Source organism: Archangium gephyra (assembly GCF_049060025.1).
GTDB lineage: Bacteria > Myxococcota > Myxococcia > Myxococcales > Myxococcaceae > Archangium > Archangium gephyra_A.
In genome coordinates this window covers 8,999,464-9,021,060 of record NZ_JBMEQQ010000002.1, presented here as the reverse complement: position 1 = coordinate 9,021,060, position 21,597 = coordinate 8,999,464, and the positions used below count along the sequence as shown (strand labels likewise).

Annotated in this window: 18 protein-coding genes; 8 read left to right on the top strand and 10 right to left on the bottom strand. The window is 69.2% G+C overall.

Annotated elements, in window-relative coordinates; all coding sequences use genetic code 11:
- Nucleotides 1-5: 5 nt before the first annotated feature.
- On the bottom strand, nt 6-338 hold the full coding sequence (locus ACN28I_RS39395) for a PadR family transcriptional regulator (RefSeq protein ID WP_420947027.1): 333 nt from the start codon (nt 336-338) through the stop codon (nt 6-8).
- 119 nt (nt 339-457) lie between these two features.
- Complete coding sequence (locus ACN28I_RS39390) at nt 458-2,068, bottom strand: adenylate/guanylate cyclase domain-containing protein (protein ID WP_420947026.1); 1,611 nt, start codon at nt 2,066-2,068, stop codon at nt 458-460.
- A 96-nt stretch (nt 2,069-2,164) separates the two neighbouring features.
- On the opposite strand from ACN28I_RS39390, the gene ACN28I_RS39385 reads away from it, so the two are divergent.
- The 3 genes from ACN28I_RS39385 to ACN28I_RS39375 all read left to right on the top strand — a co-directional run bounded on the left by ACN28I_RS39385 (nt 2,165) and on the right by ACN28I_RS39375 (nt 6,344).
- Nucleotides 2,165-2,992 carry a polyphosphate kinase 2 family protein gene (locus ACN28I_RS39385; protein WP_420947025.1) on the top strand — a complete coding sequence of 276 codons (828 nt, stop codon included), beginning with the start codon at nt 2,165-2,167 and terminating at the stop codon, nt 2,990-2,992.
- Between the two features lie 3 nt (nt 2,993-2,995).
- On the top strand, nt 2,996-4,081 hold the full coding sequence (locus ACN28I_RS39380; RefSeq protein WP_420947024.1) for an AAA family ATPase: 1,086 nt from the start codon (nt 2,996-2,998) through the stop codon (nt 4,079-4,081).
- Nucleotides 4,082-4,469: 388 nt separating this feature from the next.
- Nucleotides 4,470-6,344 carry a M4 family metallopeptidase gene (locus tag ACN28I_RS39375; protein WP_420947023.1) on the top strand — a complete coding sequence of 625 codons (1,875 nt, stop codon included), beginning with the start codon at nt 4,470-4,472 and terminating at the stop codon, nt 6,342-6,344.
- 93 nt (nt 6,345-6,437) lie between these two features.
- On the opposite strand, the gene ACN28I_RS39370 is transcribed toward ACN28I_RS39375, so the two are convergent.
- The 6 genes from ACN28I_RS39370 to ACN28I_RS39345 all read right to left on the bottom strand — a co-directional run bounded on the left by ACN28I_RS39370 (nt 6,438) and on the right by ACN28I_RS39345 (nt 12,334).
- On the bottom strand, nt 6,438-6,953 hold the full coding sequence (locus ACN28I_RS39370) for a PEGA domain-containing protein (protein WP_420947022.1): 516 nt from the start codon (nt 6,951-6,953) through the stop codon (nt 6,438-6,440).
- A 149-nt stretch (nt 6,954-7,102) separates the two neighbouring features.
- Nucleotides 7,103-8,059, bottom strand: a complete 957-nt coding sequence (locus ACN28I_RS39365; protein ID WP_420947021.1) for a hypothetical protein — start codon at nt 8,057-8,059, stop codon at nt 7,103-7,105.
- Nucleotides 8,047-9,639, bottom strand: a complete 1,593-nt coding sequence (locus ACN28I_RS39360; RefSeq protein WP_420947020.1) for a caspase family protein — start codon at nt 9,637-9,639, stop codon at nt 8,047-8,049. The genes ACN28I_RS39365 and ACN28I_RS39360 overlap by 13 nt, the downstream gene beginning before the upstream one ends.
- Nucleotides 9,636-10,280: a hypothetical protein gene (locus ACN28I_RS39355; RefSeq protein WP_420947019.1), complete on the bottom strand. Its 645-nt coding sequence runs from the start codon at nt 10,278-10,280 to the stop codon at nt 9,636-9,638. Before ACN28I_RS39355 ends, ACN28I_RS39360 begins: the two co-directional genes overlap by 4 nt.
- Before the next feature lie 117 nt (nt 10,281-10,397).
- The gene (locus ACN28I_RS39350; RefSeq protein ID WP_420947018.1) at nt 10,398-10,967 is read right to left on the bottom strand and encodes an RNA polymerase sigma factor; all 570 of its coding nucleotides are present in this window, start codon (nt 10,965-10,967) and stop codon (nt 10,398-10,400) included.
- A 227-nt stretch (nt 10,968-11,194) separates the two neighbouring features.
- Entirely contained in the window at nt 11,195-12,334 is a 1,140-nt protein-coding gene (locus ACN28I_RS39345; RefSeq protein ID WP_420947017.1) for a hypothetical protein, read from the bottom strand.
- A 202-nt stretch (nt 12,335-12,536) separates the two neighbouring features.
- Between ACN28I_RS39345 and ACN28I_RS39340 the strand changes: the two genes are divergently transcribed.
- Nucleotides 12,537-13,838, top strand: a complete 1,302-nt coding sequence (locus tag ACN28I_RS39340) for a DUF418 domain-containing protein (protein ID WP_420947016.1) — start codon at nt 12,537-12,539, stop codon at nt 13,836-13,838.
- Between the two features lie 37 nt (nt 13,839-13,875).
- Nucleotides 13,876-14,232 (top strand): hypothetical protein, encoded by a 357-nt coding sequence (locus ACN28I_RS39335; RefSeq protein ID WP_420947015.1) that lies wholly within the window; start codon nt 13,876-13,878, stop codon nt 14,230-14,232.
- A gap of 71 nt (nt 14,233-14,303) precedes the next feature.
- Here the strand turns inward: ACN28I_RS39335 and ACN28I_RS39330 are convergent, their stop codons facing one another.
- A complete protein-coding gene (locus ACN28I_RS39330) occupies nt 14,304-15,866 on the bottom strand; it encodes a serine hydrolase (protein WP_420947014.1) in 1,563 nt (520 codons plus the stop codon).
- A gap of 497 nt (nt 15,867-16,363) precedes the next feature.
- Here ACN28I_RS39330 and fusA point away from each other — a divergent pair, with 497 nt between their 5' ends.
- Both fusA and ACN28I_RS39320 read left to right on the top strand, forming a co-directional pair.
- Nucleotides 16,364-18,469, top strand: a complete 2,106-nt coding sequence (gene fusA / locus ACN28I_RS39325; RefSeq protein ID WP_420947013.1) for an elongation factor G — start codon at nt 16,364-16,366, stop codon at nt 18,467-18,469.
- 119 nt (nt 18,470-18,588) lie between these two features.
- Nucleotides 18,589-19,590, top strand: coding sequence for a 3-oxoacyl-ACP synthase III family protein (locus tag ACN28I_RS39320; protein ID WP_420947012.1), 1,002 nt, complete (start codon nt 18,589-18,591; stop codon nt 19,588-19,590).
- Between the two features lie 46 nt (nt 19,591-19,636).
- Here the strand turns inward: ACN28I_RS39320 and ACN28I_RS39315 are convergent, their stop codons facing one another.
- The gene (locus ACN28I_RS39315) at nt 19,637-20,053 is read right to left on the bottom strand and encodes a DUF6209 family protein (RefSeq protein WP_420947011.1); all 417 of its coding nucleotides are present in this window, start codon (nt 20,051-20,053) and stop codon (nt 19,637-19,639) included.
- Nucleotides 20,054-20,355: 302 nt separating this feature from the next.
- Between ACN28I_RS39315 and ACN28I_RS39310 the strand changes: the two genes are divergently transcribed.
- Nucleotides 20,356-21,576, top strand: coding sequence for a TPM domain-containing protein (locus tag ACN28I_RS39310; RefSeq protein ID WP_420947010.1), 1,221 nt, complete (start codon nt 20,356-20,358; stop codon nt 21,574-21,576).
- Nucleotides 21,577-21,597 lie beyond the last annotated feature (21 nt).

The window sequence follows — 21,597 nt, the reverse complement described above, 5'->3', positions numbered from 1 at the left end:
GGGGCTCAGGCCGCCTCCAGCACCCGGGACACGGCCGCCACGTAGCGCTGCCACGCCTGTGTCTCGGCCCTCAGGTGCGCCCGGCCCGCCGAGGTGAGCCGGTAGAACTTCGCCCGCCGGTTGTTCTCCGACAGGCCCCACTCCGCCTCCAGCAGGCCCCGCTTCTCCAGCCGGTGCAGCGCCGGGTAGAGCGCCCCCTCCTCCACCTTCAACTCCTCCCCGCTCCGCTCCCGCACCAGCTCCGCCACCGCGTACCCGTGCAACGGGCCCCACGACAGGCTCTTGAGAATCAGCACGTCCAGCGTGCCCTGCATCAACTCCAGCGAGTTGCCCGCCATGTCACTCTTCCCCTCAGATGCTCAGGGGAACGACGCGCACGCTCCCCTCAGATGATGAGGGAACTGTCGCCCATGCTCCCCTAAGGCGTCAAGGGGAGCACTCCCGGAGGCGGGGCACTTCACCCGGTGTGCGGTTCCTCCGTGAAAGGCAGCCGCCAGTCCACCCGGTGGAGCGCCAGCGGCGGCATTCCCTGACGGAAGGCCGGGGGCAGCGGCGTCACGGGCCAGGAGCGCTCCCGCCAGCGCTCGAGGGTGGCGTCGGTGAGGAGGATTTCCCCGGGCCTCGCGGTGGAGCACACGCTGCTGGCGTTGATGGCGGCCTCTCCGATGGTGGCGTATTGCAGATACTGCTCGGAGCCGATGTTGCCGGCCGCCACCCGGCCCGTGTCGAGCCCCACGTGGATGCGAATCTCCGTCCAGCCCTTGGCGCGCCAGCGCGCATTCAACCGCTCCAGCGCCTGTTGCATCTCCACCGCGGCGCGCACGGCCCGGTCCACGTCATCCAGGTGCGCGAAGGGCGCGCCCCACACCGCCATCAGCGCGTCGCCGATGTACTTCTCCAGCGTCCCCTCGTGCCGGAAGACGATGTCCGCCATCACCGGGAAGTACTCGTTGAGCAGGTCCACCACCTGCCGGGGCTGGAGCGTGGAGGACAGCTCGGTGAACTGGCTGATGTCCGAGAAGAGGATGGTCACCTCCGTCTCGATGACGCCGAGCTGGGCGCTGCGCGCGAACTGCAGCTTCTTGAGGGTGGCCGGGGGGAAGAAGCGCAGGTACGTGGTGCGCAGCACGGCCTCCTCCTCCAACTGCTGACGCAGCAGCGAGTTGTCGAGCGCGATGGCCGCCTGGTTGGCGAAGGCGGCGAGGAACTCCAGGTCCTCCTGGGTGAAGCCATGGGCCCGCGAGAGGTTGTCCACGTAGAGCACCCCCAGCACGGACTCCCGGGGCATGAGCGGCACACACATGGAGGCGCAGATGGACTGCTGCAACACCGAGTCGGCGGAGCCCAGGCGGGGATCCCTCCGGGCATCGGAGAAGAGCGCCGCCACACTGTGCGTGCGCACGTAGTCGACGATGTGCTGGCTGTAGAAGGGGCCGGCGGGCAGCTCGCCCGAGGCCCGGGCCACCCGGGGACGCAACTGCCCGCTGGTGGGCTCCACCAGCAGGATGGCCGCCCGGTCCACCTCCACTATCTGGAAGACGAGTTGCAGGACGCGATCCAACAACTCGTCGATGGAGCCTGGAGAGGAGAGGAGCTGGCTCACCTTGAGAAGGATTTGCAGCTTGTTGTTCGCCCGCACCTCCCCGCTCACGGGCTTCATCTTCAGGGCGGTGTTCGCCCCGGGCTCGGCATGCGGCCGCAGCAGCTCGCCCATGGTGGTGGGGGAGAACTGGGTCTGCAGCGAGTGCACCTGCGTGGGCAACGGCTCCGCGGACATCAGGCTGGAGGACCTGGCGAGCAGGAAGCGCACCTGGCCGCACAGGAAGGTGTCGCCCTCGCGCAGCTCGCGGCGCTGGATTTGAACCCCGCCGACGAACGTCCCGTTCTTGCTGTCCAGGTCGGTGAGGAAGATGCGCCCGCCCTCATGCTCGAGCCGCGCATGCCGCCGCGACAGGCTCTTGTGCATGACACAGATGGTGCAGTCCTCCGTCCGGCCGATCGTGACGGGGCCCTCGGGCAACGAGAACACCTGCTCATCCAGGGCGCCCGGGTTCATGACGAGCTGCATGGAGCCGGACCTTACCATCCCACGGGTGGACAGTCCGGGTTGTCAGCCCCCCTGCCCCGTGGAAACCTGCTCGCGGGAGCCACGGGAGGTGTGGGCATGGACATCATCACCATCGACAAGCAGGGCGAGAAGGTCAGCCTCGACGGCATCTCCGCATCCCCTCCGAAGAAGACGGACCGGGACGCGGCGAAGCGGGAGCTGGAGGCGCTGGGCGAGGAGCTCTTCGATCTGCAGGATCTCCTGTGGGGCGCGCGGATGAACTCGGTCCTCATCGTCCTCCAGGGCCGGGATACCGCCGGGAAGGATGGGACCATCAAGCACGTGGCGGGCTACCTCAACCCGCGGGGCGTCCACGTCAGCTCCTTCGGCGTCCCCACCGAGGAGGAGCGGGAGCACGACTTCCTCTGGCGCATCCACCGCCACACCCCGCGCAAGGGCGAGCTCGCCATCTTCAACCGCTCGCACTACGAGGACGTGCTCGTCGTGCGTGTGCACGGGTTGGCGCCCGAGTCCCTCTGGAAGGAGCGCTACGGGCACATCCGCGACTTCGAGGAGATGCTCGCCGAGCACGGCACCATCATCCTCAAGTACTTCCTCCACATCAGCCTCGAGGAGCAGGAGCAGCGCCTGGTGGCCCGCGAGCAGGCGCCGCGCAAGGCCTGGAAGATCAACGCCGGAGACTGGGAGGACCGCGAGCACTGGGACGACTACACCCGGGCGTACGAGGAGGCCCTCTCGCGCACCTCGACGAAGAAGGCCCCGTGGACGATCGTCCCCTCGGACTCCAAGTGGTACCGGAACCTCGTGGTGGCGCGCTCCCTCGTCGAGGCGCTGCGGCCCTACCGCCAGGCCTGGCAGGACAGGCTCGACGAGGTGGGCGTGAGCAAGAAGGCGGAGCTCGCGGCCTGGCGCAAGAGCCGGTAGCCCATGCCCGTCCAAGAGCTGTGGATCGAGAACTACCGCTCGGTGCAGGCGCTGCGCTTCCCGCTCGCGCCCGTGACGGTGGTGGTGGGCCCCAACGGGAGCGGCAAGACGAACGTCTACCGCGCCTTGCAATTGCTGCTCGCCGGCGCCGAGGGGACGCTGGCGCGCACGCTCGCCGAAGAAGGGGGAATGCCCTCCGTCCTGTGGGCGGGCCCGAAACCGAAGAGCGCTCCGAAGTCCGCCCCGGTGCGGCTCACCGTGGGCGTGCGGCTGGAAGACCTCGCCTATGAGCTGTGCTGCGGCGTCGTCCCGCCTCCACAGGGTCCCTTCTCGCTGGACCCGGACGTGAAGGAGGAGACGGTCTGGGTGCACGAGGGCAAGCGCCGGCACGTGGTGGCCGAGCGCAAGTCCCTGAGTGTCTTCGCGCGCGACGCGGAAGGACATCGCGCCACCTTCGCGGTCCAGCTTTGGGGCAGCGAGTCCGTGCTGGCGCAGATCTCCGAGCCGCACCGCTTCCCCCTGTTGAGCGCACTGCGCGCGGAGCTGCTCCGCTGGCGCTTCTACCACCACTTCCGGACCGACCCGGACTCGCCCCTCCGCCACGCGCAGGTGGGCGTGCGCACCCCCGCGCTCGCGCACGATGGGAGGGATCTGGCCGCGGCGCTGATGACCATCGACAACATCGGCGATGACCGCGCGCTGCACGCGGCCGTGGACAGCGCCTTTCCCGGCTCACGGCTGGAGCTCGACAGCGAAGACGGGCGATTCTCCTTCCGCATGCGCATGCCCGGGCTGGTGCGCCCGCTGGAGGCCACGGAGCTGTCGGACGGGACGCTGCGCTACCTCTGCCTGCTCGCCGCCCTGCTGTCTCCCCGCCCCCCGCCCTTCCTCGCGCTCAACGAGCCCGAGACGAGCCTGCACCCCTCGCTCCTGGAGCCGCTGGGACGCCTCATCGCCACCGCGAGCCGGCAGGGCCAGGTGTTCGTCACCACGCACGCCCACGAGCTCGCCACCGCGCTGGAGAAGCACGCCGGAGCGTCCATCCTCCCGCTGCGCAAGGACTCGGGCGCCACGGAGCTCGCGGAGTGACGTGAGGAAAAAATTGGCAGGCCGCCGGGGAGTTGAACCCCACACGCCCGGATTTGGAGTTCGGGCTGCTCCCGGGGCCCGGGAATCCTGACGCGGGATTCCCCGGCTTCAGGGGCGGAGGGCCGGCTGTCGCAACGCAGGACAATGCTGTCCGAAATCAGGGCACCCCCTCTGCCAGTGCCATAAGCTATTGAAATCCGGTATTTTTTCTGGTTGCTTGTAAACCCGGGATACACCCGGGAGGGGTCCGAGCGTGACATTCTTGCTCCACAAACCTCTTGCAAGGAGTCGCAACCTTCGGAGTTCCAAGCATTTACGGGGTTGGCGCGTTTCCTGCTCAAGGGAGAGCCGTCCGAGGGCACCCCGCCATCGGTCAGGAGATACCCCCGTGATTCGCACCCGCTTCCTTGCCGCCGCGCTGCTCGCGCTTCCTCTCGCTGCTTGCGAGGTCGACAACTCGCAGCTGCCCGAGGGCGCCCAGAAGTTCGACGAGGCCGCCGACTCGCTCGGTGACGTGCAGGCCGCGCTCGCCGCGCTGCCGTCCGCCCAGGTCGCCGGTTCGCATGATGACGGCGTCCCCTTCATGCTCAAGGGCAGCCTGGACAACGCCAGCGGCCTGCAGGGCATCGCCGCCGCCTTCCGCCTTCAGGCCACCGACCTGGTGATGAAGCGCACCACCGTGGACGAGGAGGGCAACTCCCACATCCGCTACGGCCAGACCAAGAACGGCCTGCCCGTGGTGGGCGGTGAGCTCATCCTCCACAAGGACGCCAGCGGCAAGATCTTCGCGGCCAACGGCTCGGCCCGTGACGGTGAGCTCGTGCCCGCCGTGGCGCGCATCTCCAGCGAGGCCGCCCGCGCCGCCGCCCTGGACAGCACCGTGGGCCGTCACATCGCCTCCGAGGGCGATGCCCGCCTGGTGTACATCCGCTCCGAGAAGGACAACCGTCTGAAGCTGGCCTACCACGTGGTCGTGACGGGTGAGGGCGCGGACATGCCCATCCGTGACAACGTGTACGTCAACGCGCTGAGCGGCGCCATCGAGGCCACGCACTCGGATATCCACTCCGCGCAGAACCGCGCGGTGTACTCGGCCAACAACGGCACCTCGCTGCCCGGCACCCTCAAGCGCTCCGAGACGGGCGCGGCCACCGGTGACTCCCACGTGGACGAGAACCACGCGCACCTGGGCACCACCTACCAGTGCTTCTTCCAGAACTTCGGCCGTGACTCGTACAACGGGGCCGGCGCGCAGATGCGCAGCACGGTGCACTACAGCACCAACTACACCAACGCCTTCTGGAACGGCACCCAGATGGTGTACGGCGACAGCAACGGCACGCAGTCCGCGCCGCTGGGCAAGTCGCTGGACGTGACGGTGCACGAGCTGACGCACGCGGTGACGGATACCGACTCGGACCTCATCTACTCCAACGAGTCCGGCGCGCTCAACGAGGGCCTGAGCGACATCTTCTCGGCCTACTGCGAGTCGTGGAAGCTGGGCTGGACCACGCCCGCCTCGGTGTGGATGATCGGCGACGACGTGTGGACGCCGAACACTGCGGGTGACGCGCTCCGCTACATGGCCAACCCCACGCAGGATGGCTCGTCGACGGACTACTACCCCACGCGCTACACGGGCACCTCCGACAACGGCGGCGTGCACTGGAACTCGGGCATCGCCAACCTGGCGTTCAAGCTGCTGTCCACGGGCGGCACGCACCCGCGCGGCGTGACCACCACCAACGTGGTGGGCATCGGCGTGCAGAAGGCCGGCGCCATCTTCTACCGCGCCAACCGTGACCTCTTCACGGCCTCCACCACCTTCGCCCAGGCGAAGGCGTACACGGAGACGGCCGCCGAGCAGCTCTACGGCGCCGGCGCCGCGGAGAAGACCTCGGTGACGCAGGCCTGGACGGCCGTGGGCGTGGGTGTGGCGACGCCTCCTGCCACCTCCACCGCGCTGAGCAACGGCGTGACGCTCACCGGCATCTCGGGCGCCTCGGCCTCGCTGAAGTACTACCACCTGGACGTGCCGGCCAGCCGCGCGGTGACCTTCACGATGAGCGGCGGCACGGGTGACGCGGACATGTACGTGAAGTTCGGCTCGCAGCCGAGCACCACCTCGTACGACTGCCGTCCGTACAAGGCCGGCAACTCCGAGACGTGCTCCTTCACCGCGAAGACCAGCTCCGGCCGCTACCACGTGATGCTGCGCGGCTACAGCTCGTACTCCGGCACCACGCTCAAGGGTCAGTACTAGTCCCGAGCACACGAAGCTGGACGTGAGCTGAATGGCCCCTGGGAGGCATGCCTCCCGGGGGCCTTCCGCGTTTGGAGGACCCTCGGTGCGGGCTCACTTCACGGGCTTCGGCTCGGGGGTGAGCGAGAGGCTCTCTCCCGCCTTGATGACCACCTCTGCCCGGTAGTCCTTGTAGTTGGGGTTCCCGCGCAACTCGATGACATGCCTGCCCGCGGGCAAGGAGAAGGGCGGAATGGGTGCACGCCCCCTCCGCTTGCCGTCAACGTACACGTCGGCCCAATACTTCACCCGGAGCCTGAGGGTTCCCTCGCCCCCCTCCTTGGACTTCCCCGGCGCGGAGGCTCGCGGCGGCGTGGGCTCGTTCCCGCGCGGCTCCACGGACTCGCGCCCACTCGGCTTCACGGGTGCGGAGTCCTCGGGGCTGTCCGGGTCGACGCGGAGCTCCGTGGTCTCACCCGGGCGGATGACGACCTCGCGCCGGTAGTGTTTGACCTTGGTGTTGCCGAGCAGACTGACGACGTGCCGGCCCGCGGGCAGCGACAGGGCCTTCATGGGTGCACGTCCCATCCGCTTGCCGTCCACGTACACGTCGGCCCAGTAGTTCGTCACGATCTGGAGCGTTCCTCGCCCGCTCCCCTCGGGCTCCCCGGCGTGAGCGTCAGGAAGAGCGGCAAGGAACAACAGGACCAGGACCAGGGGACGCGAGAACATGACGGCGGCACTCCTCTCCAGACGGGCGAAGTGATCGATGGGAACGGTCATTGGGGCGGGGGCTGCCCTCCCTGCCCCGCGCAGAAGGAGCGCTGCGCCTCTCGCCCGTTGATGTCCACGACCACCTCGGCGGAGGGCCTGCAACCCCGGAGCTGCTGGTCGCATTGATAGGGATGAAGGCGCCCACAATCCTCGGACGTCGAACAGGCCGGGATCCAATAGGCCCGCGTGTCCGACGCGGAGCCCCGCAGCAGGACCGAGCCCCGCTGACGGCAGCCGTTCGGCGGAGGCTCCGGAATGAGGCAGGCCCCCCCGTTCCACTCTCCGATGAAGTTGAGGACACACACCCCTCCGCCGCAGTCCGAGTCCCGCTTGCACCCGGCGCCGAGCGGTACCCCGCACTCCCCATCCGCCACGGGAGCGGTGGGGTCAGGGGCGGGCTGAGGTCCCGTGGCGGGAGGACACGCGAGCGGGGTCGAGACGATGTGCCACCCCGCGCTCAAGGGGGTCCCGGTGGGCGAGTCCCTGGCGGACAATGCCTCGGGCGCGCGAAGCACGGCCTGCGGCGAGAAGCCTCCAAACGGCTCCGAGGCATCCCTGCGCCCGTTGCCATTCTCATCCTGGAAGCCCGCGAGCCGTCCGATGGCATACCGTGCGCCGGAGGGCGTGGTGAAGAAGTGCTCGCTCCCGGGCTCGTCGAACAGGTGCAGCACGTAGGAGCGGAAGAACGCCGTGCGGTGCACGGTCCCCGGCTGCTCCACCAGCCTGTCCCCCTTCTCCGCGTCCCCCCGGCTCCACAACAACGCGAGGAACACCTCGGCGTCTTCCTCATCGACGTAATCCGCGGGGGCCACCACCTTGCCCCGCACCGTGAACAGCGGCGTCCCCGAGTACGTCTCGTCGACGAGCGTCTCCCCACATGCGAGTGCCGCGCCCGCGAGCACGCAGACGAGCCCGCCGAGAAGAGGAGAAACGGCCCTGCCCTCGGTGCTCACCGGCGCCATACGAGTCCTCCCGCGCCCCACCAGGTGAGTGGAGTCGCCAGTTCACGGCCTCCCGCATCCACGCCGTTGTTGATCACGGCCCGCTGGAAGAGGCCGGTCACCGGCCCGCCCTCGAGGCGCAGCGCGAGCCCCGCGCCCAGGTGCCGCTCCACCGACAGGATTCCACCGAAGGCCGCGCCCAGGGCCCGCCGGTCCGGAGACACCCGCTCCGTGTCGAAGCGCTGCCGGTGGTACACGCCCTCGGCGAAGAGCCCGAACGCGAGGCTCACGTGCTGGAGGTCGACGAAACGCTGGAGGGTCAGTGCCAGGCCGAGCTCATCGTGGGTGCGAGGCAGCAGCCCATCCCGCCCGGAGCTCTGGCTCCTCATGCCGCGCAGCCGCACGCCGACGGAGCCCCAATCGAAGTCGAGCCCGTAGCCCACGCGGAGCTGCGGCGCGGTGCCGTCTCCCGCGAGCATCTGGCCCTGGGCGCCTCCGAGCACGGTGACATGGTGCGTGTAGCGCTTCTCCCCGCCGCGGCGGCGCACGAGCCGGTCGTAGCGGACGGTCTCGTAGGGCAGCGTGGCCACATCCGCCAGGGAGCCCGCGGCCAGGGTCACCTGGTACTCGCGGTACTCATCGGCGTTGCGCTGCTGCACGAAGTAGTGGCCCGCGGGCAGGGACAGCTCCCGGCGGTTGCCCTGCGGCGACACTTCCGCCACCACGGGCCCACCCCGCCGCCCCTCCAGGATGAGGTAGAGGGACGAGGAGCCGAGCCGCAGCCGCCCCATGCGCCCCTGCGAATCGGCCGAAGTCGACAGCACCAGCTCGCCGCGCCCCTTCACCTCCCAGGAGTAGGTCGGGTGCTGCAGCGCCACCGTCTGGCCGCTCGAGCGCAACGTCTGGGTGTACGCATAGCCATACGCCTCGGTCAGCGTGACCTTGCCGTCGTCGTCATGGTCGGCCGCGCCGCGCAGCGCGTTCACCAGGTGGTGGGTGAAGAACGAGCCGCGAAGCGCATCGGACTCCTGGCTCGACTCGCCCGCGGCGCTCGAGGTGAGGATGGCGAGGCCCTCGGTGGCGATGTTGTCGCGCAGGGTGATGTCGAAGCTCTCGGCGGCGTTGACGCCCTTCACGCGCGTCACCGCTCCGGAGCGGCAGGCATCGAGCACGAGCAGGCGCACGCCCGCGGGAGAGCCCGCCACCAGCGTCTTGAGCTCCTCGAGCGGGAAGCTCGTCCCGCCGAGGTGGAGCGCGGTCGCGTCGGCATGGCCCGAGTAGAAGACCACGAGCCCGGTGGGGTGCCCCGCCCCCGCCTGGGCGCGGATGGCGGCGTTCACGTCCTGGAGCGCCCGCCGCACCGAGGCCGCGTCATCACCGAGCAGCAGCATCGTCCGCCGGGACGAGACGCCCCCGTGCTGGCGCAGCACGTCCGAGAAGGTCCGGGCATCCTGCTCCGCGAAGAGCAGGCCCACTTCATTGCGAGCACCCTGGTTATGACCGATGGCCACCACCCAGGTGTGCTCGGGGAGCGCCCGGGCCGTGAAGGGCGCGAGCGCCGCGAGCACGAGGCCCAGGAGAAGCACGGTGCTCCGGCTCATCCGCCCTTCTCCAGGATGAACGGCGTCATCACGCACCCCTCGGGACACACGGGCTTCTCACCCGCGCCCGCCGAGGTGCACTCCGGCGGGCCCACCTCGAGCGGGCAGTGCACCAGGTGGAGCAGCTCGCGGCCCGGCTGCGCGTCGAGCGACACCGCGCCAGGCAGCTCGATGCCGTTGCCCTCCTCGAACCGCGTCTGGACTCCGGGCTCCAGCGGCCATGCGGTGTAGAGCGTCCCGGATGCCTCGACACCGAGGACCGTCACGTGTCCCTCCGCCGGCACGTCCACCACGAAGCGGAGCCGGTCGCCCGGCGCGAAGGTGTCACCGCTCACCACTTCCTCGGCATGGTCGCCCGTGAGCCGGAACACGTGCAGCGCGAGCGCCCCTTTCATCCGCGTCCCCTGCTGCTGACCGGGGACCACCACCAACAGGACAACGGCCGCGGTGGCCACCATCGCCATCGGGGCGATCAGGCGGCGCATCCAGCCACTCAGCCGCGCCGGGAGCGGAGCCTGGGCGGGTGCGTCGAGACCGGTCCGGATGCGTGCCAGCATCGCGCGCGGGTCCACCCCGTCGATGGCACCGAAGCCGGCCTGGCGCTCGGCCAGACGCGCGCCGCACTCCGCGCAGCCCGCCACATGGCGCTCGGTCTCCCGAGCCTCCGCCGGGGGCTGCGCCCGAGTGGAGGCGATCCAACGTGAAATCGGACGGACACCCGGGCCGCCCCTCGCGCAGGTTGTCGAAATCAGGAGGGCTCATGAGCGCTTCCTTCCGAATCCCAGGAAACCAGACGGCTTGCGTTCCGGCGGCGGGGTGGGGACTTCCGCGCCCCCCGCCGTCCGCGCGTTCGCCCACTCCTGGAACCGCTCCAGGAGGTTGCCCACCGTACGCTTGGACACGCCGAGCACCGAGGCGGCCTCATCGTGCGACATGCCATCGAGGAAGACGTACACGGCGGCGGCGGCCTGGCGCTCATCCGCGTCCGCGAGCAGCCGGCGCAGCAGCACGACATCATCGGGACGCACCTGCTCGGACCGGGAGGCGTCGTCCGCCAGAGGAGCCACGTGCTCGTCGTGCAGCGCGGTGCGGCGCGAGCGGTCACGGATGAGGTTCAGGCAGTAGTTCGTGGCGATCTGATACAGCCACGTCGTCATCTGGCTCTGCTGCCGGAAGCTCCCGGCGGAGCGGAAGGCGCGGATGAAGATCTCCTGCGTCGCCTCCTCCGCGTCAGCGGGATTGCCCAACAACCGCAGAGCCCGGCGGTACACCCGGGGTCCATGCTGGTTGAAGAGCAGGGAGATCTGCTGCGAGTCGGCTCGGCTCAATGAGTCATGAGGGGATGGGGGAGAGCGCACTCTACCAGAGCCGATCACATCGGGCAGGGAGCCGCCGCCTCCGGATTGTAACTGCAATAGGATGGTCATCGTCGGCGGGCCTCCTCGTGAGGCTTCCGAAGGCTTGGACCCGTGAGACGAAAATCCGGGCAACCCCCACGGCGAAAAGCGTCCGGCGGGCTGGCACCCCCCTGATCGCCCGGCCCCTGCGCCCCGAGCTACCAGGGCTCTGGCACCTGCTCGACGCGGATCTCCGGTGGCGTGCCCTGGGCCCCCTGCCGCCCCGGAGGCCCCTTCCGTCCCGGCGGTCCCTCCGCTCCACGCTTGCCCGGCGGCACTCCCGCGTCGCGAACCTCACCACCCGTCCCTCCCTCCCCGCCCGTTCCGCCCTGGCCACCGGCCCCGCCCTGGGTGTCGAAATACAGCAGGGAGTAGTGCTCGACGAACGGCACCGTCTCGGGCGACAGGCGCACCACGATCTGTCCGCCCTCCCCACCGTCGCCTCCGGGCCCGCCGTTGCCGCCCGCGCCCCCCGCGCCAGGAGGCAGCCCCAAACCCCCCGGCAGGCCCGCCCCGCCCTGGCCTCCCTGTCCTCCGCGTCCCCCCGCACCTCCCACGACCCGCACCGCCAACGAGCCGCCTCCCAGCTCCACCAGGGAGCCCTGCGTTCGCGATGAATCCAGGTCACGCACGAGGGCCTTGAACAAGACTCGTCCGTCGGGAGCCGGAAGCACCTGCTTGAAGACCACCTCCACCCGCTTGCCTCGCTGCCCCCTCCCCCCCGCGCCACCGATCCCTCCCGCGCCCCCGGAACGGCCCTGTCCTTCAGGACGGGTGTAGCCTGGAACGAACGGCGCGTTCTCTCCCGGTGTGCCCGCCACTCCGTCGGACCCCGGAGCCCCCGGCTCGCCAGGCTCGCCCCTGAAGTCCGCCTCCTGGCTGCATCGGAAACCGACCGTCAGGGGAACCTCCACGGGAGGAATGTCCGGCCGCTCCTTCAGCGCCACGCTCACCCGGGGCGGCCCCTCCAGGAGCCGCCGCACATCCGCATCGAGCTTGATCCACCCGGGCTTCGCGAGCACCCGGACGGGCCCGGTGGTCCGCAGCTCGACCTTGTCCCAATTCAAGTCCTGGGGCGCCTCGCTGACCACCAGGCGTCTGCCATTCGCGAGGACGACATGCGCCGACACATACGCGCTCTGCCCGGGGCACAGAGGGGGATACAGCAGCTTCACGGAGGCATTGAAGGAACGGATGTCCTCGTATCGGAGGGGGAGAAAGCCCTTCCTGGAGAGGGACGTCTTGACGGCACCGCAGCCCGGGAGCACCAGCAGCACCAGGAGCAGGAGAGGACGCACCCTCCACGACGCAGAACAGCCAGAGACCATGAAGACACGGTAGCCCCCACCGGCACGCCTGTCCGTTCTCGAAAAGGCTCGTCCCAGAAGTGGGAATGCCGCATGCCCCCATCCGAGCGCGGGCCACCTCGCGCTTCCCGCGTGGCGTGTGGGTCCGGGTGCCCCGAAAGGCTGGCCCGGGCCTTGCCTTGACCCCTGCCTCATGGCCTCCACCCCAGCCGCCAACGCCCGTCCCGTTGATGAAGGCGAACGCCTCGTCCTGCTCGACACGCTGCGCGGCTTCGCGCTGTGCGGCGTCTTCATGGCCAACGTCTACCTGTGGTTCAGCGGGCGCATGTTCCTCCCGCGTGCCCAGATGCAGGCGTCCCTCGAGAACGCATCCTGGCTGGACACCGCCGTCAACCAGTCCTTCGGCCCGCTGATCGGCGGCCGGTTCATCACCCTCTTCTCGTTCCTGTTCGGCCTGGGCTTCGCGGTGCAGCTCGGGCGCGCCGAGGGCCGCGGCACCTCCGTCGTCCCCGTCTACGCGCGGCGGCTGCTCGTGATGCTGGGCATCGGCCTCGCGCACCTCTTCCTCCTCTTCCAGGGCGACATCGTCAGCACGTACGCCCTGCTGGGCTTCACGCTCCTGCTGTTCCACCAGCGCGCGGACCGCACCCTCCTCCTCTGGGCCGCCGCGCTCATCTTCCTCGGCCCCGCGCTGTGGAACCTGGGGCTGCGGCTGCCGCAACTGCTCGGCTCACCGGGTGCCGAGGAGGCCGCGAAGGCCGCCCAGGAGCACTCCATGGCCCTCAGGGCCCAGGTGCTGGAGGCCTTCTCTCACGGCTCCTGGCTCGACACGGTGCGAGTGGGCGCGGCGTATTACCTCGGGGACCTGTTCTGGAATCTCAGCAGCTTCCTGCCCGTCATCGTCGGCCGCTTCCTGCTGGGCCTGTGGGCGGGGCGCCGCCGCCTCTTCCACGACGCGCCCCAGCACCTGCGCTTCTTCCGCCGGCTGCTCGGGTGGGGCCTGGTGCTGGGCCTCTTCGCCAGCGGCGTGGGCATCCTCGTCGGGCAGCTCTTCTCCCGGAAGATCATCGTCCCCGGGTCGCTCCCGTGGCTGCCGTATGTCATGGGACCGATGCGCCATCTCGGGGAGCTGGGCATGGCGTCGTTCTACGTGTCGGCCATCACCCTGCTCTTCCAGCGTGACACGTGGCGGCGGTGGCTGGCCGTGCTCGCGCCCGTGGGCCGTATGGGGCTGACGAACTACCTCCTGACGTCGGTGCTGGGCGTGCTCCTCTTCTACGGCTACGGGCTGGGACTCATGGGCAAGACAGGCTCGGCGGTGCAGATCGCGCTGACCCTGGCGCTCTTCGCCCTGCAGATCGTCTTCAGCCATCTCTGGATGGCGCGCTTCCGCTTCGGCCCCGCCGAGTGGCTGACGCGCTCGCTGACGTACGGCAAGGCGCAGCCCATGCGCCGCACCTCCGTGACGCAGGACAAGGAGATGGTGAACGCCTGAACCGGCGCCGCCACCCACCGGAGTGGACACGCTCGGCGTGCAAGCCGGGATAGTCTTCCCGGACTCGCCCCCCCGGAGGTACACCCTGCTCGCCGCGCTGGCCCTGCTCCTCGAAGCCGCCTTCGCTCTCTTCGTCATCGTGGCCGGTGCCGTGATGTTCGGCTTCTCCGGCGAAGGTCATCGCCGCCCGAATGCCTTCGGGACCTTCCTCCAGTTCCTGGCGCTCGCGCTGGCGTTCGTGCCGCTCGGGGTGACCGTCTGGGTCGCCGTGCGGAGGTTCTCCGCGTCACGGCCCTGGCCCAGCGTGCCACTCGGGTTGTGGCTGCCCGCGGTGGCGGGGCTCGCGGGCCTCGTCTCGACCTGGTTCCTCCTCATCCTCTCCGAGCTCTTCTGACGAGAGGACCCGCGAGAGGCTCCGGCTCGCCCGCCTCGTGACGGAGGCGGGCGAGACCTGGAGAGGTGCTGTCAACGCGCGTCCGGAACACGCTCGACCGACAGCTCGTTGAAGTGCACGTCGAGCAGACTCGGTTGGTCGAACGCGAAGCCCTTGAGCTTCCCCTTCGCGTCCAGGGAGAACGTCAGGAAGCCCTTCGGCCAGTTCATGGGATCCCTCCAATGGAGGCGGAAGGTGTCGTACTGCCAGTGCTCCAGGTCCGCCGTGAAGGAGGGGCTGTGGCTGAAGCGCAGCACCAGCTTCCCGTTCTCCTGGGTGATGGAGAGGTCCCCGTACATCCGGTCCCGGTAGCTCCCGGCATAGCGTCCCAGCTCGAGCGCGGGCTTCGTTCCCTGGACACGAGCGGCCACCAACGCGGCCTCGGCGTCCTTCGCCTTCTTCTCGCCCTCCCCACGGAACTTCAGCATGACCCCGGCCCAGTCGGTCGGAGGAGCGCCGAGGTACGCATCGAGCATCCGGAGAGCCAGGGGATGGAAGATGCCGCCATCGTTGTGCGAGAGGACCGTGATGCCGAGCTTCTCTTCCGGCACGAGCACCACCATGGCGGACATCCCATCCATGCCCCCTGTATGGAAGACCAGCTTGCGCCCGCGGTACTCGCGCAGGAACCACCCGAACCCATAGGCGCTGAACCAGGAGTTGAGAGCCTTGAGCTCGGGCCGTGACGAAGGCCGGCTGGGCACGAGCATCTGCGGGGTGAAGAGCTCCTGGGCCACCTTCTCGCCGTAGAACTTCTTGCCATCGAGGCTCCCCTCCGCCAGCAGCAACCGCATGTACCTGGCCATGTCATGGGCGCTGGACACGATGGCTCCGCCGGGGCCGAGCGCATCGGAGTCGCGATACGCGATGGCCACCGGCTTCCCGTCGATGCGGACGTGCGGCAGGGCGAGGTTCTTCGACTTCTTCAGGTCGCGAAAGAGCGAGTTGCTCTCGTTCATCCCGAGCGGAGTGAAGATGCGCTCGCGAGTGAAGTCGTCCCAGGACTTCCCGGTGATGGCGCGAATGACCTCTCCCACCGCCATGTACGTCACGCTCTGATAGGCGAAGGTGCTGCGGAAGCTGGAGACCGGCTTGAGGTAGCGAAGCCGCTTGAGCACTTCCTCGCGGCTGTAATCGGAGCCGTACCAGAGGATGCCGCCGCACACCTCGGGCAGCCCGCTGCGATGGACGAGCAGATCCCGGAGGGTGAGCTCGCGCGTGACGTAGGGGTCATGGAGCTGGAAGTACGGGAGGTACTGGCTGACGGGGTCGTCCCAGGAGACCTTGCCCTCCTCCACCAGCATGCCCAGGCCCATGGCCGCGAAGGACTTCGAGATGGAGCCGATCGAGAACTGGGTGTGCTCGTCGATGGGAGCGGGCTCGCCCACCTTGCGCACGCCATACCCCTTGGAGAACACCACCTTGCCGTCCTTCACGACGGAGACGGACACCCCCGGTACGTTCCAGTCGCGGATGGCGGTGTTGGCGTAGTCGTCGAAGCCCGAGAGGGGAGCTGGCTGCCCGGCGGCGGGGGAACCGCCGAGCACCAGCAAGAGCACGAAGAGAATGGGGAGGACGGCGGCACGTCGAGTCATGGGTGAGACTCCTGGGTGGGGACGAGGCGTCCGCTGAGTATCTGCAAATCGGAGACCGTCTCGCGGTGGACGTGCCGTGACCCTCCGGGCCGCCCCGGGCCAATGCCTGCTCAGGATTGACAATCGGCGCTGATGTCTTAAATATGTTCCCGTCATGAGGCCCGTCTCCACCATCCCGGGTGTGCCGTCCGTGCGCGATTTCGCGCCGATGGCGGACGTGCGTCTCGGCTCCCGCAACAAGGTTTTGCTCGACATTTGATCAGGCGGACCGGGTTCCCTGGTACGCGGGTTGGCTGGTTCCCGTGTGCCGCAGGGGCCTGGTTCCGCCACTGATCATCCCGGGCCTTCGTGTGTCCTCGCGCCGTCCTGAGCGTCCCTGAGGGGCCGCTCCCGGGCATGCGTGTGCGCGCCCGAGGACCCCCGGACGTCATTCCCTCTCAACCAGTGTCTGTCTTCAACCCGCGGGTGCGTGCACCCGGCGGGAACGGGAGTCTTTTATGTCTCGCACCACTCGAATCGAGCGCTACCGCAACATCGGCATCATGGCCCACATCGATGCGGGCAAGACCACGCTCACCGAGCGCATCCTCTTCTTCACCGGCCGCATCCACACCGTGGGCGAGGTGCACGACGGCGCCACCGAGATGGACTGGATGGAGCAGGAGAAGAAGCGCGGCATCACCATCACCTCGGCGGCCACCACCGCCTCCTGGAAGCCCATGCGGGGGCCCTTCGCGGGGCACCCGCACCGCATCAACATCCTGGACACGCCGGGACATGTGGACTTCACCATCGAGGTGGAGCGGTCCCTGCGCGTCCTGGATGGAGCGGTGGCGGTGTTCGATGCCAGCCAGGGCGTGGAGCCGCAGTCCGAGACGGTGTGGCACCAGGCCAACCGGCATGGGGTGCCGCGCATCGCCTTCCTCAACAAGATGGACAAGGTGGGCGCGGACTTCGCCATGTGCGTGCGCTCCATCCGCCAGCGGTTGGAGGCCCATCCGGTGCCGGTGCAGCTCCCCATCGGAGCGGGCCCCGAGTTCACCGGGCTCATCGACCTGCCGCGCATGCGGGCCTTCCTCTTCGACGGGGAGCGCGGCGAGCCCGCCGAGGGACAGGAGATTCCGGCGCACCTGCGCGCGGAAGCGGAAGCGCTGCGCCTGCGGCTCATCGAGGCCTGCGCCGAGGTGGATGGCACCGTCCTCCAGAAGTACGTGGAGGGACGGCTGGCGGACATCACCGCCGAGGAACTGGAGCACGCGCTCCGCACGGGCACCCTCCAGCGGCAACTGGTGCCGGTGCTCTGCGGAGCGGCTTTCAAGAACAAGGGGGTGCGCATGCTGCTGGATGGAATCATCAACTACCTGCCCGCTCCGTCGGACCTCCCGGCGGCCCGGGGCGAGGCTCCCGGAACGGGGGAGCACGTCACCCGTGCGTCCAGCGACGAGGAGCCGCTGAGCGCGCTCGTCTTCAAGCTCATGCACGACAAGGCGGTGGGGAGCATCGTGTTCCTGCGCGTCTACTCGGGCACGCTGCGCACGGGCATGGCCGTGCTCAACACCCGCCAGCAGCGCCGCGAGCGCGTGGGACGGCTCATGTTCATGCATGCCAACAAGCGCGAGGAGGTGGACGAGGTGCATGCCGGCGACATCTGCGCGGCGCTCAACCTGCGCGGCGTGCGCACGGGCGACACGCTGTGCGCTCCGGAGGCTCCCGTGTTGTTGGAGACGCTCCGCTTCCCCGAGCCGGTCGTCCAGCTCGCCATCGAGGCGCGCTCCCGGGCGGAGCAACAGAAGATGGAGGACGGTCTGACGCGGCTCGCCGCCGAGGACCCCTCCTTGCGTGTGGAGGTGGACCCCGAAACCGGTCAGCAACTGCTGTCCGGCATGGGAGAGCTGCACCTGGAGATCGTCGTGGACCGATTGAGGACCGAGTACGGCGTGGAGGCGAGCGTGGGCCAGCCGCGGGTGGCCTACCGCGAGACGCTGCGCCAGAAGGTACGCCAGGAGTACCGGCACGTCCGGCAGACCGGAGGGCCCGGACAGTTCGCCCATGTGGTGCTGGAGGTGGCTCCCGCGCCGCGAGGCACGGGGCTCGTCTTCGTGGACGAGACGCATGGCGGGGTCATCCCGAAGGAGTTCATCCCGGCCATCGAGAAGGGCGTGGCCGGCGCCATGGAGCGGGGCGTGCTCGCGGGCTACCCGCTGGTGGACGTGGAGGTGCATCTGGTGGATGGGAGCACGCACGTGCGGGACTCCACGCCGCAGGCGTTCACGATGGCCGGCTCGCTGGCCTTCCAGGAGGCGGCGCGGAGCGCGGGCGTGCAGTTGCTGGAGCCCATGATGGACGTGGAGGTCACCACGCCGGAGGAGTTCCTGGGCGACGTGCTCGGGGACCTGTCCGCCCGGCGCGGGCGTGTGCGGGGGATGGAGGGCCATGGCGCGGTGCGGAACGTCTCCGCGCTGGTGCCCATGTCCAGCCTCTTCGGCTACGTGAACAGCCTCCGCGGCCGCACGCAGGGACGCGCCACCGCCTCCCTGCGCCTGGCGACGTATGAGCCCGTGCCCGACGCACTCCAGGCGCCGGTGCTCGCGGCTCGCAAGTAGAGGGAGCAGGCAGGAATGACGCGGTGCGAGGACGTCGCGCACCGCGTCACACCGGGGCCCTCGCGGGAAATTCGCGGGGCCGTGGCAGAGCGATGACGTGGCGCGGGTAGACAGTCCGCATGTTCCTCCACGCGCTCGGACACTTCCACCCGGAGAACCTCATCACCAACGCGTTCCTCCAGGACATCGGCCTGGAGACGGACGACACGTGGATCGTCGAGCGGGTGGGCATCCGCACCCGGCACACGGTGCTGCCGCTCGACTACATCCGCGAGACACACAACCGTGACGTGCGTGGCGCCCTGGAGGCCGCGCTGTACTCCAACGCGGAGACGGGCAAGCGCGCGGCGCTGATGGCCCTCCAGCGCGCGGGGCTCGGCGTGAAGGACGTGGGGATGGTGGTGGCCGGTGGCTGCTCGCCCGACGAGTGCATTCCCGCCGAGGCCTGCCGCATCGCCGAGGCGCTGGGCATCGACGCCCCCGCGTTGGACCTCAACGCCGCCTGCTCTTCCTTCTGCGCCCAGCTCCACTTCCTCGCCGGAATGCGGCCGGAGCGCCTGCCGGACTTCATCCTCGTGGTGAACCCGGAGAACTCCACCCGCGTGGTGGACTACTCGGACCGCTCCAGCTGCGTGCTGTGGGGCGATGGCACCAGCGCCGCGCTGCTCAGCCCGCGCATCCCCGGCCCCTGGCGCATCACGCAGACACTGCTCGGCGGGAGTCCCTCGGGCGCGGACAAGGTGAAGGTGCCGCGCGCCGGCCACTTCACCCAACAGGGCGCCGCGGTGCAGACCTTCGCCATCAAGCGCGCCAGCGAGACCTTCCTCGCGCTGCGCACGCACTACCTCGCGGCGGCCCCGGGACGCACCCCGGACGGACTGAGCCTCATCGGGCACCAGGCCAACCTGCGCATGCTGGAGTCGGTGCAACGGCGCACCGAGGTGTCCGGCTCACGCCACTTCCACAACGTGGTGCACCGAGGCAACTGTGGGGCCTCGGGCGCGCCGACCGTGCTGTCGGAGCATTGGGACGACCCTCAGGTGGGGGACGCGGTGGCGCTCGCGGTGGTGGGCAGCGGCCTCACCTGGGCGGGTACCCTGCTGGAGCGCTGCCGCACGTAGAGCCCCGGCGCCCGGAGACGCCGGAGCCCGTTGCTCTCGCGGCGGACTACTGCTGGAGCGTGAACGTGTAGATGGGCCAGGAGCTCGGGTCGTAGGCGACGCAGCTCCCACGGTCCCAGTTCTTGAACCGCATCTCGAGGGTGCGGGCCCCCACCGGCGCCGTGACGGTGACCGGCACCGGCTCGCGCCTGTACGTGTGCTGGGTGGTCACGTAGGCGCTCTGGAAGGCGCCGTAGTCGAAGCGGTACTCGACGGTGATGAACCACGTGTCCATGCTGCTGTACGTCGCGCGGCACGTCTTCAGCCGGTCGAGCGCGTACTGGATGGTGAGGGGCTGGCCGGCGCGCAGCGTGCCGGTGACCGTAGAGGGGCCGCTCACCGGAAAGGAGATGACCGGGGTCTGCGCCGCGGCGGAGGTGGCGATCAGCAGGGGGAGGACGAACGCACAGAGTCTGGACGACAAGACATGCTCCTGGGGGGAAGGACTGCCCGGGCACTATCCAGGATGCAGCGGGGTCATTTCCATGGATTTCATACTTTCTCGTGTTTACCCACTGACATCAGAGATACCCTGTCGAGCGGATGAACGAGCTGAAGTGTGTGAGTGCGGCTCCGAGCGGCTGGGCTTGCAGACTCCCTGGAAGCACTCACTGCCCGTGAGTTTTCCCCGGCTCCGGACGTGTCTATCCTCCGGCGCATGGACTGGCCGTGGAAGAACCTGGAGCGATTGAGCAATACCGTCCCGCCCTCCACGGAGTTCTCCACATGGTGAAGGCGTACGCCCTGGCCCTGTTGCTGCCCACGCTGTTGCTGGGTGCCGTGCCCACCATCACCCGGCCCGTCACCGACCCACGAGGCCTGCTGTCCGCCGTGGACACGGAGCGCGTGTCACAGGAGCTGGTGCGCCTGCGAAACGACACGGGGGTGCAGATGGCGGTGCTGGTGGTGGGCACCACCGGGGGCGAACCCATCGAGGACTACGCCATGCGGGCCGCCCAGGCGTGGAGGGGAGGCCAGGCCGGGGAGGACAACGGCCTGCTCTTCGTGCTCGCGGTGGACGACCGGCGCATGCGCCTGGACGTGGGCTACGGGCTGGAGGAGCACCTGCCGGATGGCGCCGTGCGCCGGCTGCTCGATGCGCAATTGCCGCTCATGCGCCAGCGGGCCTACGCCGGTGCCATCCTCCACATCATCCAGGGCATTCGCGGGCGTCTGCCCGGAGCGGCCTCCGCCGCGCCCCCGTCCGACGTGGCCGCCGCCGAGCAGCCGTCCGGCATGGCCGCCGCCGAGCAGCCGTCCGAAGCGGTCTTCGTCCCTCCGGCCCAGCCCAGGAACGACTATCAGCGGATTCAGGCCTTCTACCTGATGCTGTGGGCGGCAGCCCTCCTGTTCGTATGGGTCTGCGTCGCTCATCATCCCGGCTTGCGCCTCTGGTGGGGGGAGCGGACGCCCCTGGTGCTCTCGCGGGGTGGTGCACTCCTGGCCCTGGGCTACGCCGTCTACGCCGCGTGGGGCATGGGGGAGACGACCGTGGTCCTCCTGTTCTCGTTCTGTCTGGTCTGCGGGTCGCTCATCGCCGGCAGGCACCTGCTCTTCCAGGGAGGATATGCACGCGTGGGCATCGCGTTGATCATCGGTCCTCTCATGGGGAGCAGGTACGCGGCGAGCCAGGGTTACGCGCACGACACGTTCGCGTTCACCGATGCCTTCCTCGCGTCCCTGGCCGCGGGTGGCGTCGTGATGCTCGGCTCTTTCGAGAACTTCTTCAACATGCTCCTCGGATGGGCCGTCTACCTGGTGGGTGGAAGCGCGGCGAGCAAGTCCTTTGGGAGCTCACCCTCTCAACGGTACACGTTCACGTTGCGCGGCTCGTCCTCCACCTTGAGGTCCTCGTCGTCTTCGTCGGGCGGTTCGTCCAGCTCCAGCTCGAGCTGGGGTGGAGGAGGCGGTGGCTTCGGCGGCGGCGGCGCCAGTTCCTCCTGGTAGAGGATTCGTCAAGTTACCTGC

What these genes read in the sequence shown, in the direction of transcription:
- ACN28I_RS39395 (WP_420947027.1), bottom strand. Translation starts at nt 338, where the DNA reads ATGGCGGGCAACTCGCTGGAGTTGATGCAGGGCACGCTGGACGTGCTG.
- ACN28I_RS39390 (WP_420947026.1), bottom strand. Translation starts at nt 2,068, where the DNA reads ATGCAGCTCGTCATGAACCCGGGCGCCCTGGATGAGCAGGTGTTCTCG.
- ACN28I_RS39385 (WP_420947025.1), top strand. Translation starts at nt 2,165, where the DNA reads ATGGACATCATCACCATCGACAAGCAGGGCGAGAAGGTCAGCCTCGAC.
- ACN28I_RS39380 (WP_420947024.1), top strand. Translation starts at nt 2,996, where the DNA reads ATGCCCGTCCAAGAGCTGTGGATCGAGAACTACCGCTCGGTGCAGGCG.
- ACN28I_RS39365 (WP_420947021.1), bottom strand. Translation starts at nt 8,059, where the DNA reads ATGGCGCCGGTGAGCACCGAGGGCAGGGCCGTTTCTCCTCTTCTCGGC.
- ACN28I_RS39360 (WP_420947020.1), bottom strand. Translation starts at nt 9,639, where the DNA reads ATGAGCCGGAGCACCGTGCTTCTCCTGGGCCTCGTGCTCGCGGCGCTC.
- ACN28I_RS39340 (WP_420947016.1), top strand. Translation starts at nt 12,537, where the DNA reads ATGGCCTCCACCCCAGCCGCCAACGCCCGTCCCGTTGATGAAGGCGAA.
- ACN28I_RS39330 (WP_420947014.1), bottom strand. Translation starts at nt 15,866, where the DNA reads ATGACTCGACGTGCCGCCGTCCTCCCCATTCTCTTCGTGCTCTTGCTG.
- fusA (WP_420947013.1), top strand. Translation starts at nt 16,364, where the DNA reads ATGTCTCGCACCACTCGAATCGAGCGCTACCGCAACATCGGCATCATG.
- ACN28I_RS39320 (WP_420947012.1), top strand. Translation starts at nt 18,589, where the DNA reads ATGTTCCTCCACGCGCTCGGACACTTCCACCCGGAGAACCTCATCACC.
- ACN28I_RS39310 (WP_420947010.1), top strand. Translation starts at nt 20,356, where the DNA reads ATGGTGAAGGCGTACGCCCTGGCCCTGTTGCTGCCCACGCTGTTGCTG.